Below are 18,409 nucleotides of genomic sequence, written 5' to 3'. Positions count from 1 at the left end.
AATTAATCCTCCAAAGAGTCCTGTGCAGTATCTAACATTGGCTTGAGCTTTAACAAGAGCCAAAAGGTGAAAACAGCACTTAAAACAGCCGTAATACTAAATAAAATTTTTAAATCAATTTTTAAAATGCTTAAAATTAAAATCGAAAAAATGGCAGATGACACCATAAATACCGCATTTAAAATATTGTTGGCTGCGACCACACGTGCGCGGTGCGAGCGAGGGGAATAGGCTTGCATCATGGCATATAAGGGTACAATGTAAAAACCGCCACTAATGCCGAGTAAAGTGACTGCGCACATGACATGATAATAACTCCAGTCTTGCTGAAAGACTTCGGCTAAGCCCAATAGCGCACCTGTTTTTTCTGGTACAAAAGCCAATGCGCCTGCCAAATAAAAAGCAAAGACGGTTAAACCGACTGCGCCAATAGGCACCATTTTAATATTAACGTCTGTACCGCCTATTTTACGGCAGAGCAAAGAACCTACGCCAATACCGACAGAAAAGAGTGTCAGTAATAAACTCACCACATTTTCAGAAGCATGCAAGTTTTGTTGAGTGAGCTGTGGAATTTGGGTTAAATACGTTGCCCCATAAAACCAATACCAAGAATTGCCCAATAATATTAGAAAAATCATCGGCAGGCTTTTGGCATATTTTAAAGTCTGGAAACTGGTACGGAAAAAATTCCAGTCAATTTGAATGTCGGGTGCCGTGACGCGCTGCGTCAGCACAAAACGACTTGAGGTATAACCAATTAGTGCAATAATCACCACAGTTAAGCTAATCCAGACTAAATTGCCTGCAGATACCGAAATCACTGCACCGCCTAAAATCATCCCCAATAAAATTGCAATGGATGTACCTGACTGGAAAATTGCATTGCCCGACATCAGTTCATGCGGTTTGAGTACTTCAGGCAAAATGGCATATTTGATTGGGCCAAAAAAGGTCGATTGTGCGCCCATTAAAAATAAGGCAATCAGCAATAGCCACAAATTTCCTAAAATAAAACCAACGGTACCAATCAGCATGATGACAATTTCAAGCAGTTTGATGGCACGCACCAATTGGGCACGTTCATACTTGTCTGCTAATTGTCCTGCGGTGGCAGAAAAAATAAAATACGGCAAAATAAACAACAAGGCTGCTAAATTATTCAAGGTGCTGACATTTGCAGATTGCTGGCTAATCAGACCATAGGTAAAGACCAAAAGCAGCGCTTGTTTATACACATTATCATTGAGTGCGCCAAAAAATTGAGTGAGAAACGTCGGCAAAAAGCGACGACTCCTCAACAAATGTTCATTTTTTTCCATGCGTGATTAACTTCGTTTAGTTTTATTAAGAAATGTGACCGCTTGATATAATAGTACAGAAAATCATGTATGATGTTTCAAGTCTTTTCACTGATGAAAAAATCAAATAAATTGGTGTTTGTACGCGGGTTCATTGGGGTTTTTCCATAAAAATTAAATCAGTTTAGAGTTTTTTATGCTTGTAAATACAAACTTTAAAAAATCAGTACTGTGTTCCAGTATGCATGCAATTTTATGCTGGAATATGCCGAAAAAGCTCGGACTAAGTCTGTTTTTAGGTTTAGTTGCATCCTCAAGTTTTGCAGAAAGTCTTAAGGTATCTAACTCCAACACCCAACTCGCTGAAAATCCTACATCACTGCAGACTCCAACTACAGAAGAAGCACAAAATTTAGCTGAAGAAATTAAACAACTGGCAGCAGCACAAGGTAAAGACAGTGCCCAAGATCTACAAAAAATAGAAGAAGCTTTAGAGCAAGCGCAAACACCTGAATTTAATAGTCTAGAAATGCTGCAACAGCAACAACAGGCAGGGGCATCTTTTGCTGAATTTCAGCCTATCGAATTTGAAGACTTAGAAGATTTACCCATTGCACCTGTAGATCAGGGGCTTGCCAATGAAATTTTTCAGGTGGCAGAACAAGCCAAACAAGAAGCGATGCTAGACCGCAATGGTCAAGTGCCAGAAACGTTGGTTCAAGACGCAACACAGCAGGAGCTACTGCAAATTGATCAAGCGCCTGTAAATGTCGATCAGCTCATAACCAATATTCAGGCAGACAGTAATTTTGTAGTGGAAGCCAATCCTAACGATACCTTAATGACTGAATTGGGCTGGATGACGCAGGTCGAAAATGCCGATAAACCCGGTTTTTTCAGACGTTTACTGTATAAAGTCCGTCCACCGCGTGAGCTAAACACAGCCAAAGTGCCGCGTATTAGTGCAGATGTAGTCATTACCGCAAATGGCGCCAATGGTACACAAAACTCAATTGGAGAAGTGTCGCCCGATGCTTATCGTACAGCGGTGGATCATTTAAGTGCCAATATTAAGGCCAAACTGTCCAGTTTTACCCAGGAATCTTTTGCAGATTTTCCATCGGCATTGCCGCAACTGCGTACGTTGTCAAATCAGGCTGCGCAGGCGGTGGGTTTTTATAATGCCGAGTTTAAGTTTGAAAAACTCAGTGATAGCCGCGTGCGTGTGCAGGTTGTGCCAAATCCACCTGTGGCGATTAAACAGCAAAATATTGAATTTACAGGTGAAGGACAATACGAGGCACAATTTCAGGTTATTGGTGTCTTGCCTGATCAAGAAGTAGATGATGTGTTTAATCATGGTTTGTATGAGCAAACCAAAAAACGAATTACCGATGCCGCTTCAGATAACGGTTATTTTGACAGTTACTGGCGTTTGCATGACGTTAAAGTCGCTCAACCTCAAAATACAGCCGATATCAATTTACGTTATGAAACAGGCGAGCGTTATAAACTCGGAAATGTTGAATTTCGTATGAGCGATCCAAATCAAGAATTCCCTTTGGATATGGATATTCTGCAAAGTATGGTCACTTGGCAGGACAATGCTGACTATACTTTTTGGCGTGTAAATGGTTTGGCCAATAACCTCACCAACTCGCGTTATTTCAACTACACCTTGGTTGATACAATTCGCCCTGATCCTGTAGAGTATCCTTTGGAATTACCGCCTGATATTCAGGCTTTGGTCGATCAACAAAAACTCTCTGTTTACGATGCCACAGTCGTCGATCAAAAACGGGTGGTGTCATCTCAGGAAGTGACGCAATCTGTGGTGAATGAAGCTGAGTTTGCAGGCACAGAAGAAGGTGCGAGCAACGATAAGCTGCGCATGCTACAAGCACAGCAAGAAGACAAACAATCAGAAGAAGAACGCTTAAAACAACAGGCACGTATCGACAAAAAAATTCCTGTGATTGTGACTTTAAATGCAGACCGCTTAAATAGTGCCGAAGTCGGTGCGGGTTACGGAACTGACACAGGCGTACGTTTGCGTGGGCAATATCGCCGTGCCATTGTCAATAAACGTGGTCACTCTTTCGATGCCAACTTGGAGCTTTCACAAATTCGTCAAGCCATTGATGGACGCTATAACATTCCTTATAACCATCCACTGAATGATTATGTCGCGTTGGTTGGCGGTTATGAGCGTGAAGAACGTGACGATGTTGCACAAGGTGGCGGCTTGATGATTGAATCTGCGGTTGCAGGTGTAGACCGTGTGATTAAAAACCCAATGGGCAGTTGGCAACATACTTTTGGCTTGCGTTATCGACTGGATCGCTTAACTGAAGATGGCACTGTATTTTTGGAAAAAGTGCCTGATGCCTTTATTGCCAATGGTGATGTCGAGCAACAATCGTTATTGCTTGGCTATGAAGTTTCACGTACCGACAGTAACCGTCGTGTTAACCCAAGCAAAGGTTTCCGCCAAATTTATAAAATAGAACTGGGGAGTGAATCACTGCTCAGCGATGCAGATTTAGCCATTCTAAATGCAGGTTGGCGTTTTATTTATTCATTGGGTGAAAATGACGATCATCAGTTTGTCGGACGCAGTGACTTAGGTTATATCTACACCGAAGATTTTAATAAAGTGCCTTATAATTTGCGTTATTTTACTGGTGGTGACCAGTCTTTACGTGGCTTTGACTACAAGTCTTTAACACCACAAATTGAAGGCTTTAAAATTGGAGGTCAGGCTTTGGCGGTTGGTTCATTAGAATATAACTATCAATTTAAAGAGGGGTGGCGCGCAGCAGTATTTAGTGATTTTGGTAATGCTTACGATAAAGACTTTAGCAACGACACCGAATATAGCGTAGGTTTGGGGGTACGTTGGGCATCACCAATTGGCCCAATTCGGATTGATGTGGCTTCTGGTATTTCAGATGATAACCATCCAATCCGTTTACATTTCTTTATTGGCTCTCAACTATAAATTTAAGACTTAGAGAACATTATGGCTGAAGTTGAACAGCAACCAGAAACTCCAGTAACGCCACCTAAAAAGCGTCGAATACTCAGGAGTGTTTTACTGTCACTGCTGTTGATGCTGGTTTTATTGGTGTCCGCTTTGGTGGTGATGTTCTCAACAGACCGTGGCTCAAAGTTCTTATTAGACAGCGTATTGCAGCGCCAAGAAATTATTCATTATGAATATGAAGGCGGTAATTTATGGCGCGGGATTATTCTGCGCAATATCATCGTCAGTTTAAAACCTGTTGATGTCAAAATTGACCGTGCCGATGTCATTCTTGGTTGGCGTGCCATTTTAGATAAAGAAATCCATCTCAATCGTGCCGATGTGCGTAATCTGCGGATTTATCCGAAAGGCCCACCAAGTGATGATCCATTCAAATTCAATGAAATTCGCTTACCTTTTGTTTTGCGTTTAGATACTGCCGATGTCGATCATTTATTGATTCAAACCGCCTCTGGTACGCAGGTCGATTTTTACGATATTCATTTAAATAATGCCTTGTGGTCGGGTACAGAACTGAAATTTGAAGATTCCAATATGGATATGGGATATTTGAATGTACGCAATGCCACAGGCGATATGAAATTTGAAGGTAAATATCCGCTTAATGTGGTGGGTGATTTAAATATTCCCTCTTTACATGACAGCTTAAATATTCACGATATTAAAGTGGTGGGTAAAGGCACACTCGACACGATTCAGGCGGGTGTTGCAACAAATACGCCTGACTTGCTCACGGGATGGGTGGTGCTGCATCCAATGCGTAAGCAAGTGCCAATGTTTGGTGAGTTACAATTTAAAGACTACCGTTGGCCTATTTTGACCGAGCAGGAGCTTTTTACCCAAGCAGGTGCAGCCAAATTTAAAGGTGATATCAAGCGTTTAGATATTGATGTCAATACAGATTTGAGCGGTAAACACATTCCTAAAGGTCAATATACAGGTTTGATGTATACCGACTTAGTTCATCAACTGAATATCAGCAATTTAAATGCACAACTTATGCAAGGTGCTGCCAATGTAGCGGGCATTGTCAGTTGGGATAAAAAAGTCAATTGGGATTTAACAGGACGTCTGGATAAAATTAATCCTAAAGATCCACTAATTCCTCAAGTGGTCAAAGACTTTTTACCGCCAAGTTTAGATGCCAATTTAGCATCTAAAGGTCATTTGGAAAAAGGCACACACTTAACTGCACAAGTCGATTTTGACCAATATGAAACTTGGAATTTAAAACTCGATCAAAAACCTGCGCAGGGCAAAGCGGCAAATCCGATGTTGCTTGATGTGCGCTGGAACAACATAGACCGTGCTGTGCCGTATGTGGGTTGGTTAAAAAGTGAATTGGGTGATGTGCAAATGGCCTTGGTAGAAGGTCAGCAAGATATTTTTGTGGCGACCAAAGTCAGCACACATGAAAAAACCATGTTACCTGCAGGTATGTACCAAGCTAAACTGAATTTAAAGAATAATCGCTTAAATATTCCTAATTTTAAATTTGATACCGCAGATAGTCATTTGGCAGGCAGCGCCGTCATTGATTTACCAACCGACAAACGTCAGTTGAAATGGAATGCAGTATTGGCTGCGAAAAACTTTAATCCGCAAAGTATCAGCACCGCAGCACCTGTTAATGTGTTAAATGGGCAGTTTAAAGCCAATGGTTTTGCATTGCCGAATCAGCAAATTATTCATTTGAAAGATATTAATTTGACAGGGCGTTTGGTCAATCAAAATGAAAACGTACATTTAACTGGGCAAAGCACCATCGCTTTATTGTTCCATGATGTGAAAGCTGGTGGTGGCTTTAAAAGTTTTGCCGTGAATTATGATGGTGGGTTAAATGCTAGTGCGATTCAAGGCAGTGAAGGACATTTAAAACTGAAATTATCGGGTACGCCCGAACTAATTAAAATTAGCGACTTACGCCATAATGGTGTTGCAGGGCAAATTGTGGCGGATGGTTTGCTGCATTTGAATAATGGCATAGGTTGGAATTTAAATGCCTCATTAATTCGCTTTAAGCCGCACTATTTTGTGTCCAGTGTGCGTGGTGAATTATCGGGCAATATCCGCACTCAAGGTATTTGGTCAGACACTCAAAAACGGATCAACATTGAACATCTGAATTTGGCAGGCATGCTCAATAATAAACCTGTACGTGGTACGGGGAATTTAGCCATGTTGATTGATGCCAATCAAAAAGGCTTTTTACCTCAACAGTTTGAAGCCAATAATCTATTTTTGTCTTATGCCAAAAATCAGTTACAAGCAACGGGCAATGCACAAAATCTGCGTATTAAAGTCAATGCGCCTGCTTTATACGAAATCTATTCGGGTTTGCGTGGACGTGCTTATGGCTATATCAATGTGCAGTCGCAGCCACGCTTACAAGCCACCGCCAATTTTGCAGTTGATCAGTTCAGCCTCAATAATATTTTCAGCGTGCGTAAGTTGCGCTTACAAGGTGAATTGCCAACTTCTGAAAATACGCCAACGCTGATGACGGCATCCATGGAAAATTTACGCAGTGGTAACCGTGGCATTGAGCAAGGGCAGATTTCTTTAGCAGGCACACGTCAGGCGCATATTTTAAAACTGGAAGCTGAAAATAAGTTGAGTAAGTTTTATGTGCAATTGGCGGGTGGTTTAAATGCACAAAATGATTGGATGGGACAAATTCAGAAAGGGGATTTTGACTCCTTAAGAACCCATTTGGCACAGCGCCAAAACGCGGCCGTGATATATCAACATAGAACCAGTGAGTTGTATGTTGGTGCGCATTGTTGGATGAGTCAGCAAAGCCAATTGTGTTTTGATCAACCTATTCGTGTGAGTAAAACCAAAGCCAATGCATCATTTGTGACTCAAAACTTAGACTTAAATGACTTTTCTGCATTTATGCCTGAAGGTTTGGCGATTACAGGCAAGGTTAATGGGTATGCCAAAGCGGCGTGGGCAAAAGGACAGAAGCCAAAAATTGATGCACATTTGGTCACGCGTGATGGCGTCATTGGACTTGCTGCGGACGATCCACAAGATATAGGCTCAACCTTGCGCTATGAACAAGTGGCTGTGGTCGCAAAAAGCATTGCCGAAGGCTTGAAATTACGCATAGATGTGAAAACACCTGAAATTGGTACAGGTTATGCCAATGTGCTGATTGATCCTTACACTAAAAACATGCCAATGCGCGGCGAAATTGCCTTTGATCAGGTACAACTCAAAGTCTTTAAACCGTTTATTGCCGATGTGCGCTCAATGGCAGGCATTTTGTCCTTTGCTGGCAAGATCAATGGGACTTTAACTTCACCATTGCTCACAGGTGAAATGCGCCTGAAAGATGGTGCGATCAGCATGATTTCGTTACCTGTAAATCTGACCAATGTGCAGGTCTATTCCTCTATCCGCCAAGATCAAGCCAGCATTAATGGCGCATTTAACAGTGGTGGTGGTGTAGGGCGTTTAACGGGCAGTGTGGATTGGAAAAATGATCCGCGTATTCAGTTAAATTTAAACGGTAAAGACTTATTAATTCGTCAAGCACCGCTAATTACTGCAATGATTACGCCAGATGTATCCTTAGATGTTTTACCTTTCCAGAAAAAACTGAGTTTAAAAGGACGTGTAGATGTACCTCGGGCTTTAATTTCTATGCCTGAAGTGTCTGCACCTGTGGTTAACGTGTCTTCGGATGTGCGTGTGGTACATGAAGGACAAGATCAACTGGCATTATTACGTTCAGCTCGTCCATGGGATATTCGTGCCGATCTTGAATTGAATTTGGGTGATCTGGTCATTTTCCAAGGTTTTAATAGCCGTATTCCACTGATTGGACGTTTGTATTTATCTCAACGTGGTTTAGAAACTGCGATGCGTGCCAATGGTGCGATTGGGGTCAGCCAGCGTGTGAAAATTGAAGCCTATGGACAAAGTCTGGATTTGAACCGTGCCATTGCGCGTTTTAATGGCCCAATTTCTAACCCAACTTTAGATATGGATGCCAATAAAAATGTACAGGGCAGCATGGTCGGCTTTAGAGTTACAGGCACAGCCAGCAGTCCGAACATTCAGGTCTATAACGATGCAGGCTTATCTGAACAAGAAGCATTAAATGCTTTGATCACAGGTCGTATCAATGAAGGTACCAGTGGTTTAAGTCAGACCGAAAGCTTTAAGTCAGACGTCAACAATACTATTGCAGCGGCAGGTATTAGTATGGGATTGGGTGGTACACGTGCCTTGACCAATCAAATTGGACGTACCTTCGGTTTAAGTGGTTTGGCACTTGATGCCCAAGGTACAGGCGATGATACCCAAGTCAGTTTGACGGGTTATATCACCCCAGACTTGTTTATTCGTTATGGTGTGGGGGTTTTCACACCTGTCAATAAATTGACTTTGCGTTATCAAATGAATAAGCGACTGTACTTAGAAGCCAGCCAAGCTTTAGAACGCGCAGTGGATATTTTCTATAACTGGCGCTTCTAACGGCAACCTCACTTAAAAATGCGTTCTATCAGAGCGCATTTTTTAAGCTTGTGCATAGATAGTTTCGTATTTATGTCAACTTTTGATTATCATAAGCACAACAGGAGAGCTTCAATGAAAAAGATTTTGGTGGTGACTGCAGTGCTTGCATTAATGGGTTGTGCAGAAAAGAAACCCTTAACCCCTGAAGAACAATGGCAAGGCTATTGCCGAAGTGTTGGCAATGCTGCGCGTACCATCATGCTAGATCGTCAAAATGCGATTGAAAAAGAACGTGCCATTGAGCATGCCAATAAAATTGAAGATGACATTACCCGTAATTTTATCTCAGAGATTATTGAGCAAGTATATGCATTGCCACTTGAAGAAATTAATGGTGATGTTGATGCGGCACGTGAAAAAGTCCGTACGCAATTTACTGAAAAATGTATCGCGACCCCGCATGATAAAATGCCTGATTACAAACCGTTCTAAAAGAACGGTTTTTTTATGAATTAAAATTGAAATATGTTTTGTACCTCTATATCTTTTATCAAAAATAGCCTAAGTAAATAAAACGTCTAAAACTAAAATAAATAACAAATAAATTGTGACAAGTTCTAAATCTTAAAACTGGCAAAGCTTATCTTTTTCATGAATAATTAAAAAGATAACAAAAACAGTAGGAGCGCATAATGGAAGTGGTTGCTTACCTGCATAATGCAGATTTGCTCTTAGAAGATGAACAAGGTGTCGCAGTGATTGGCGGTAGTCATTATGTTTTAAGTTTAGGTGATCGGGTGTATTTACGTCAGCAAATTGATGCACCTGCAAAGATATATCAAGTTCAAATTTCATTTACCAGTGCAGAACACTGTATGCTGCATGAAGATGAAATTCAACTCAAGTTTGAAGGTAGTCGCGAACAATTACAGCACTATCTTCAAGCCACAACAGTACACTAAGGTGGAATATCATTCATTCATTAGAACAGGCAACATGAGTGTTGCCTTTTTTACGAGTTAAACTTTAGGCGAAAAGTTAGTGTACATACAGACAAAGTTAAAATTAAGTCGTGTTTTGCCTGTAAATTGAACAATATGCGCATCATTTAGTTATAAAATAATGGGCATCACAAAGAAACACTCTAGTTGCATTAACTTTTAACCTGAAGTTTAGTAAAATTTTGCAGTCCATATTGTTTGTGATGCTTTAAAAGCAGGAATTCACAAATAATTTTTTAAAAAAGAGGAATAACACCGTGCTAGAAGCTTACCGCCAACACGTTGAAGAACGTGCCGCACTCGGAGTCCCACCGAAGCCACTTGATGATGTGCAAACAGCTGCATTAGTTGAATTATTAAAAAATCCACCAGCAGGCGAAGAAGCTTACTTGGTTGATTTGATTGAAAACCGTGTACCTGCAGGTGTTGACCAAGCGGCATACGTTAAAGCTGCTTTCTTAGCTGCTGTAGCAAAAGGTGAAGCAACCTCTCCACTCGTTTCTAAAGAACGTGCAGTTTACTTACTAGGCACAATGCTTGGTGGTTATAACGTAGCACCTTTAGTAGAGCTTTTAGACAATGCTGAATTGGCTGGCTTAGCAGCTGAAGCATTGAAAAATACTTTGCTTGTATTTGATGCGTTCCATGACGTAGCAGACAAAGCAAAAGCAGGTAACGAAAACGCGAAAGCAGTTTTACAATCTTGGGCTGATGCTGAATGGTTCACTAGCCGTAAAGATGTACCTGAAGAAATCAAACTTACAGTGTTTAAAGTTACTGGCGAAACCAACACTGACGACTTGTCACCTGCACAAGACGCTTGGAGCCGTCCAGACATTCCATTGCACGCAAATGCAATGTTGAAAAACGTACGTGATGGCATCAACCCAGAAGTTCCTGGTGAAGTTGGTCCATTAAACCAAATCAAAGACCTTATCGCGAAAGGCAACCAAGTTGCTTACGTGGGTGACGTTGTTGGTACAGGTTCTTCTCGTAAGTCTGCAACTAACTCTGTACTTTGGTTCTTCGGTGACGAAATCGCGCATATTCCAAACAAAAAAGATGGCGGCTACTGCTTAGGTGGTAAAATTGCGCCAATCTTCTTTAACACAATGGAAGATGCGGGTGCTTTACCAGTAGAAATCGACGTTTCTAATATGAACATGGGTGATGAAATCACTCTTAAAATCGACCATGCTGCTGCTAAAGTAACAGCGTTCAAAGACGGCGCACAAATCGCTGAATCTGAACTTAAAACTCCAGTGCTTCTAGACGAAGTACGTGCAGGCGGTCGTATTAACTTGATCGTTGGTCGTGGTTTGACAGCTAAAGCGCGTGAAGCTTTAGGTCTTGCACCATCTACTTTGTTCCGTACTCCAGTACAACCTGAAAACACAGGCAAAGGCTTCACTCAAGCTCAAAAAATGGTAGGTCGCGCTTGTGGTCTTCCAGAAGGTCAAGGTGTTCGTCCAGGTACTTACTGCGAACCTAAGATGACTACTGTTGGTTCTCAAGATACAACAGGTCCAATGACACGTGACGAATTAAAAGATTTAGCTTGTTTAGGTTTCTCTGCAGACTTAGTAATGCAATCTTTCTGTCACACAGCTGCGTATCCAAAACCAGTTGACGTTCAAATGCAACACACGCTTCCTGACTTCATCATGAACCGTGGTGGTGTTTCTTTACGTCCAGGTGACGGTATTATCCACTCTTGGTTAAACCGTATGCTTCTTCCAGATACAGTAGGTACTGGTGGTGACTCGCATACTCGTTTCCCAATTGGTATTTCTTTCCCAGCGGGTTCTGGTCTTGTAGCGTTCGCTGCAGCAACTGGTGTTATGCCACTTGACATGCCTGAGTCTGTACTTGTGAAGTTCAAAGGTAAAATGCAGCCTGGTATCACTTTACGTGACCTTGTACATGCGATTCCTTACTACGCAATTAAAGAAGGTGACTTAACTGTAGAGAAGAAAGGTAAGAAAAACATCTTCTCTGGTCGTATCTTAGAAATCGACTTAACAGAAATGGAAACTGACTTAACAGTTGAACAAGCATTTGAATTGTCTGATGCTTCTGCTGAGCGTTCAGCTGCAGGTTGTTCTATCACACTTTCTGAAGAGAAAGTTGCTGAATACCTTCGTTCAAACATCACCATGCTTAAGTGGATGATTTCTGAAGGTTATGGCGATGCGCGTACTATGGCTCGTCGTGTTGAGAACATGGAAAAATGGTTAGCGAACCCATCACTTCTTAAAGCTGATGCTGACGCTGAATACACTAAAGTGTATGAAATTGACCTTGCAGACATCAAAGAACCAATCCTTTGCTGCCCGAACGATCCAGATGATGCAAAACTTCTTTCTGACGTTCAAGGTGACAAAATTGATGAAGTGTTCATCGGTTCTTGTATGACAAACATCGGCCACTTCCGTGCTGCTGGTAAGTTATTAGACAAAGTTCCTGGTGGTTCTTTATCTACTCGTCTATGGTTAGCGCCTCCAACTCGTATGGACGAGCGTCAACTTATGGAAGAAGGCTTCTACAACACTTATGGTAAAGCGGGTGCGCGTACAGAAATGCCAGGTTGTTCATTATGTATGGGTAACCAAGCACGTGTAGCACCGAACACAACTGTAGTATCTACTTCTACACGTAACTTCCCGAACCGTTTAGGTCAAGGTGCAAACGTTTACTTAGCTTCTGCTGAGCTTGCATCTGTTGCAGCGGTACTTGGTAAGTTACCAACACCAGAAGAATACCAACAGTACGCTTCTCAAATCGACAGCATGTCTGCTGACATCTACAAGTACTTGAACTTTGACCAGATGGAAAGCTACACAGACGCTGCTGCGAATGTAGACACCAAGAAAATTGCTGCTGCTCAGTTGACCTAAGTTAGGAAAAGCAAACGCAAGAGCAAATCTATGATTTGTTCGAGTGTTGAGCGATAAGCAAGATCAAATAAGGGCTGATTATTCAGCCCTTATTTTTATGTGTAAAATTTCAATCTAATAATGAATGGCATTTAAAACAGCATAGATTGTGATATTTCAGCTTGCCTAGCTGATTTTAAAAATAGGGGCGTAAGCTATGAAATAAATTAGGATTTAACTTATTAAAACAATATAAATTTGCCTATCAATACCGTTCGTCATAAAATAATGTAAACTGCGTCACAAAATATAGTGGATTAATGCTGGTATTCAATTTTAATTATAATTTTTGGTAAAAACTTTATTGAAATGAACTGCTTAGTTTTAATTTTAATGAAATTGGATATTTTTTAATAACTTACTATAATGATTGTAAAATTATGTAATTAAAATGTGTCATATTATTAATGCATTGACCAATTAAAAAAATTTTGCGTCTCTCTTTAAATATGAAACTGGGTTGTTTTTATGAATTTAATAGAAACAGTTTTTGACTTTAAAGCGCTTTCAATGCAGCAGCAATCGTATTTTTTTGAAAAAATTTATCAATTCGATCAAAAAATCTTTCCAAATTCGAGTTTAGAAGAATTTAAAGCCTTTGTTTATGACCCCGATGCAATCGCAGTCACGGTTATTCAATATCATGATCGAGATCAAGTGGTTGGGCAAAATGTTATTCCTTTTATTTTGATTCATTATAATGAACAGCCTATGCATGTGGTCAATTCACGAGCGGGTTTTTTGTCTGAATATCAAAAACAAAATTTGACGATTCCAAGTGCAGTCAAAGCCATGTTGAATCGACGCTTAAAAAATCCATTTATTCCATTGTGGTTTGTGATTAGCATTAATCAACCGAAGATTTATTCTTTGTTTGCTTCGCGTTCTAAAAGTTTTTTCCCAAGAGTCGGGAAAACTATGCCTAAGGAATATCATGAAGTTTTGCAGCTTATGGTGGCACGGTATCCTGAAATTCAAAAGCGCGGTGAAGGCGTATATGTGCATGAAGCTCATTCTCCAGCACGAAGTTTTGAGCAACTGATGCATTTGAGAATTCCGCAAGATGTACATTCCAATTTCTTTTTGCAGCACGCGCCTGATTATTTTGATGGTTGGGGCATTATGTGTATTTGTAAATTAGACGGTAAAACTTTATCTGAAACGGCACTCAATTTAGCACTAAACATAAAAGTAGATTAGGTGCTTATCACATCGAAAAACTGTAATCCTCTGTGAGTGTTATGGTGAACTTAAGCCGCAGTTGATTGGTTTGCGCAGTGACACGGTGTAACCATCATCTTCACCAAAGTTTTATTGAGTGAAATAATGATCTTGATGTTTGCAGTTGCGACAAAATAAGGACACATAATTTTCTGCGTCATAATCGACAGTCAGTTCATCCGATCCGCAGTGCATACAGCGTTTAAGTGAATAAAATTTAAGTCGTGCTTCAATTTTTCGCCAAGAACGCCACACAGGTTGAAAGAAAATCCTTTCGTCATAACCCAAAAAGCGGAAGAATAAAATTTCGCTCATATAGCTGAAAGGCAAATTAGGCGGGCGTGGCAGGGTAGAGGTCTCCCATTTTTCAGCCACTGACCGTTCTCGGTATTGCTGCACAGTCTTTTTCAGTAAATTGGTATTAATAAAGTTTTCATTACGCGGTTTGAGTGCTTTTTGTTGGTATAAAAATTCCAAAGCAGTTTGCACCAAGTAATAAATTTGCCCAACCGCCAAGACATCTAAAAGTCGGTAGCAAAAGCTCTGAAAACTATGGTTGCCCGCAATTTGTATTCCCCAAGTCCGACAATAAAATTGCATAAACTGCACAATCTCTTGATACAGCAATAAATACAGCGCATCTTTGACTTCATCTGCTGTTTTGAACGGTGTGCCCATACTCAGATTTTCATAAAACCAATAACGTAATTGTTGTGCAATGCTGAATAAGCTTGGTTCAGAATAACCATCTAAACGGACATTGATATAATATTGCTGCGCATTTTCCGCAAAATCTTTGGCAATTAATATTTGCTCTTTTAGCAAATGTTTGATCATGCCGTGCTGGAAAAAATAGTTGGGGGTAATATTTAAATACTTGATTTTTTCCCAATCTATAAATTCTTCATGTGGAATATGTTCCTGTGCATGCTGATCTAAAATACTCAATAAAAATAATTTATCTATAAAACGCAGCTGATTTAATTCGCGTTCAGGTGCATCCTGTTTTTTGAATTTTTGTTGTTCTTGCAAGCGGGTTTCCGCCATGATTTTTTTGCGTTGTTGGGTACAGCTTGCGCAATGACAGTTTTGTTGTTGGCTATTTTGAAAGATGCGATGTTCACAATGACTACATTGGTGAAAATTTAATTCCTGCTCATATTGTTCTGCTTCTACCCAATACATAGATGCCTGACACAAAGGGCATAATGTGCTTTCATCTAATTGTTTTTGCAGAATTTGTAGCATTGTGAAATAGAAGCTCAAGTAAATCGTGATATGTCATTATACATGGCTTGTGTACTGAAAAGTGGAAGCTTCTGTGCTTTTGATCATCATCAAAATTAGCCTGTGTTGGTCGTATTTGAAGTGAAGTTGCATATCAAAATATTAAATTTACGCGTAATAGCAATACAGGTATTGATTTAAACAGTCTGCTTTTATGTTACTTGTACAGGATTAATCCAGATAGGATTGAAAAGCTTGGGTTGAGCGCCCATATAAATCAGCATTGTTGAATAAGACTGAAATAGATTGTGCGCAGACAGATGTTGAAAGTTGTCGTATGATCATTGCAACTTTACAAAAACAAGCGCATCGCCACAAAGAATGAGGACAAGATGAATATTGCAGCAAATCCTATGGTTGAAGCCAGCCAAACTATCTATTTAAAAGACTATCAAAAACCTTCATTCTTGGTAGATGCTGTAGAGCTAGATATTCAAGTCTATGCAGATTACACCCAAGTGGGTGCAACATTGAAAATGCAGCGTCAGACTGCAGGCGATTTGGTGTTATTGGGCCGTGATTTAGAATTGAAATCTATTATTTTGAATGGCACGGAATTATCGGAAAGTGACTATCAATTAGATAGTGAGCAGCTTCGCATTGCAAATGCACCTGATCAAGTCACGTTAGAAACCATCGTGATCATTCATCCTGAAAGCAATACGCAACTTGAAGGCTTATATCAGGCAAGTTCTGATTTATTTGTTACCCAAAACGAGCCTGAAGGTTTCCGTAAAATTACCTTCTATCCTGACCGCCCAGACGTATTGTCGGTATTTACCACACGTGTTGAAGCCGATAAAAAATATCCTGTGTTATTGGCAAACGGCAACTTGTTAGAAACAGGTGAAGCAGGCGAAGGTCGTCATTATGCGATTTGGCAAGACCCGACCAAAAAGCCAAGCTATTTATTTGCTTGTGTGATTGGCGATTTGGCAGTCATGAAAGACCATTATGTGACATCTGAAGGGCGTAATGTTGCACTGGAAATTTATGCAGAAGAAAAAGACATTCCAAAATGCAAAATTGCTATGCAAGCGTTAAAACATTCGATGCGTTGGGATGAAGAACACTATGGTCTGCCGTATGATTTAGATAATTATATGATTGTGGCGACCAGTGCCTTCAATATGGGCGCAATGGAAAATAAAGGTCTGAATATTTTCAATACGTCATGTGTATTGGCCGATGAAGAATACACCACAGATGCCGCAATTATGCGCGTACAGTCCGTGATTGCGCATGAATATTTTCATAACTGGACAGGTAACCGTATTACTTGCCGCGATTGGTTCCAGTTGTGTTTAAAAGAAGGTTTAACGGTGTTCCGTGACCAATCTTTCTCTGAAGATTTACAGTCTGCCGCAGTACAGCGTATTGATGATGTGGCGGTGCTCAAAGCACATCAATTCCCCGAAGATTCTGGCCCGTTATCGCACCCGCCACGTCCAGATCATTTTGTAGAAATTAATAACTTCTATACCGCAACAGTCTATGAAAAAGGTGCGGAAATTAACCGCATGATGTCGACTTTACTCGGTAAAGAAAAATTCCGTAAAGGTAGTGATGAATATTTCCGTCGTCATGATGGACAAGCAGTCACGGTTGAAGATTGGGTCAATGCTTTAAGCGCAGGTTCAGGTGTTGATTTATCTAATTTCCTGACTTGGTACAATCAACCAGGCACACCAAAGCTTGAAGTGCAGGGCGAATACGATGCGGCTGCGCAGGTTTATCGTTTAAATTTAAAACAAAGTCTGAAAAGCAATGCCAAATATCCAAACTTAAAAGCATTGCCTATTCCTGTTGCATTGGCATTGTTCAATGCAGAAACAGGCGAGCAATATATTTTGCAGTCTGAAGCTTTGGTTGAAAACTCAGTAAAAGATGGTGTGTATTTGTTTGATCAGGCACAAGCAAGTATTGAATTTAGCGGTATAACTGCGCATCCCGTTGTTTCTTTATTGCGTAATTTTTCTGCACCTGTGAATTTAGAATTTAACTATTCTAATGATGAATTGGCATTTTTAATGCAGCACGAAACCAATGGCTTTAACCAGTGGCAGGCGACTCAGACTCTATTGGAACGTATTTTATTGGAAGAACATGCAGCAGATACTTATTTGCAAGCCATGAAAAATACAGTACCTGCTTTAATTGAAAAAGATCCTTTGTTGGCATCACGTATTTTTGATGTACCTTCTGAAGGCTATTTGGGCAGCCGTATTGATCAAAATTATCAACCTGAAAAAATTCAGCAACAACGCAATGCGCTGTTAGATACATTGGCGCGCGAACTTGGTGCATTCTGCAAAGAAACCTATTTAAGCCTTGATCCAGACATGCAGCAAGATTTCTCTCAGGCAATGGGTGTACGTGCTTTAAAGAATATCATGTTGGCGTTAATGGCACGTCAGGGCGATGCCGAAGCGTTTGAGCTGGCAAAGCAGCAATACCAAACAACTCGAAATATGTCTGAGCGTTTAGGGGCATTGCGTGTCTTGGTGTGGAATGATGCACCGCAAGCCAAAGCTGCTTTGGAAGATTTTTATACACGTTTTAAAGATGAAGCTTTAGCACTTGATCAATGGTTTATGGTTCAAGCTTCACATCCAAAAGCGACAGCTGAAAACATTCAGGCTTTAACTGCACATCCTGATTATGATTTGGGTACACCTAACCGTATTCGTTCAGTCAGTGGTGGTTTAAATAGCAACCCTGTGAATACATGGAGTTTTGGTGTTCAGCATTTTATTGACTTAGCCAAGTATTTAGATGAGAAAAACCCAATTGTAGGTTCGCGTTTATTGCAGGTGTTGTCGCGTTGGTACACTTTGGCAGAGCCACAACGTAGCCAAGTGCAAGCAGCGTTGCTAAATTTGCAGTCTGTGGTGAAATCTAAAAACGTGGTTGAAACCCTAAATAGTATGTTAGAGGTTTAAGTTAAAAAACTAAAAGCCATTTCATCAATTCGTTGAAATGGCTTTTTTGTGGCTGGAATATATTAAAAATAATCTAGCTTAACCCGAATTACGGATAAGAAAAGCCCTTGAAAAAAAGGTAGTTAGAGCCATTTAGAAAGTTACGACACAACCCAAAGGCTCTAACTACCATGTACGATTTTACAGAAATTTTTTGTATTGTTGA

The 18,409-nt window shown here is 40.4% G+C and carries 9 protein-coding genes; 7 read left to right on the top strand and 2 right to left on the bottom strand.

Annotated elements, in window-relative coordinates; all coding sequences use genetic code 11:
• Window positions 1-2: 2 nt before the first annotated feature.
• The gene (locus FTT78_RS06065; RefSeq protein ID WP_180043859.1) at window positions 3-1,322 is read right to left on the bottom strand and encodes an MFS transporter; all 1,320 of its coding nucleotides are present in this window, start codon (window positions 1,320-1,322) and stop codon (window positions 3-5) included.
• Window positions 1,323-1,497: 175 nt separating this feature from the next.
• Here FTT78_RS06065 and FTT78_RS06060 point away from each other — a divergent pair, with 175 nt between their 5' ends.
• The 6 genes from FTT78_RS06060 (at window position 1,498) to FTT78_RS06035 (ending at window position 13,954) form a co-directional block, all read left to right on the top strand.
• Window positions 1,498-4,302: an autotransporter assembly complex family protein gene (locus FTT78_RS06060; RefSeq protein ID WP_180043861.1), complete on the top strand. Its 2,805-nt coding sequence runs from the start codon at window positions 1,498-1,500 to the stop codon at window positions 4,300-4,302.
• A gap of 21 nt (window positions 4,303-4,323) precedes the next feature.
• A complete protein-coding gene (locus FTT78_RS06055; RefSeq protein WP_180043863.1) occupies window positions 4,324-8,835 on the top strand; it encodes a translocation/assembly module TamB domain-containing protein in 4,512 nt (1,503 codons plus the stop codon).
• A gap of 114 nt (window positions 8,836-8,949) precedes the next feature.
• A complete protein-coding gene (locus FTT78_RS06050) occupies window positions 8,950-9,309 on the top strand; it encodes a hypothetical protein (protein ID WP_104852111.1) in 360 nt (119 codons plus the stop codon).
• A gap of 200 nt (window positions 9,310-9,509) precedes the next feature.
• Entirely contained in the window at window positions 9,510-9,779 is a 270-nt protein-coding gene (locus tag FTT78_RS06045; RefSeq protein WP_004973220.1) for a hypothetical protein, read from the top strand.
• Between the two features lie 296 nt (window positions 9,780-10,075).
• Entirely contained in the window at window positions 10,076-12,715 is a 2,640-nt protein-coding gene (locus FTT78_RS06040; protein ID WP_096900892.1) for a bifunctional aconitate hydratase 2/2-methylisocitrate dehydratase, read from the top strand.
• 507 nt (window positions 12,716-13,222) lie between these two features.
• On the top strand, window positions 13,223-13,954 hold the full coding sequence (locus FTT78_RS06035; protein ID WP_180043865.1) for a hypothetical protein: 732 nt from the start codon (window positions 13,223-13,225) through the stop codon (window positions 13,952-13,954).
• Window positions 13,955-14,065: 111 nt separating this feature from the next.
• Here the strand turns inward: FTT78_RS06035 and FTT78_RS06030 are convergent, their stop codons facing one another.
• Window positions 14,066-15,223 carry a hypothetical protein gene (locus FTT78_RS06030; RefSeq protein WP_004973232.1) on the bottom strand — a complete coding sequence of 386 codons (1,158 nt, stop codon included), beginning with the start codon at window positions 15,221-15,223 and terminating at the stop codon, window positions 14,066-14,068.
• Between the two features lie 371 nt (window positions 15,224-15,594).
• Here FTT78_RS06030 and pepN point away from each other — a divergent pair, with 371 nt between their 5' ends.
• On the top strand, window positions 15,595-18,204 hold the full coding sequence (pepN, locus tag FTT78_RS06025) for an aminopeptidase N (protein WP_178318666.1): 2,610 nt from the start codon (window positions 15,595-15,597) through the stop codon (window positions 18,202-18,204).
• The last annotated feature ends 205 nt before the right edge of the window (window positions 18,205-18,409 follow it).

This window comes from Acinetobacter sp. YH01011 (genome assembly GCF_013420785.1).
Taxonomy (GTDB): Bacteria; Pseudomonadota; Gammaproteobacteria; order Pseudomonadales; family Moraxellaceae; genus Acinetobacter; species Acinetobacter towneri.
The sequence above is the reverse complement of the archived record's forward strand: the minus strand, read 5'-3'. Positions and strand labels throughout refer to the sequence as shown.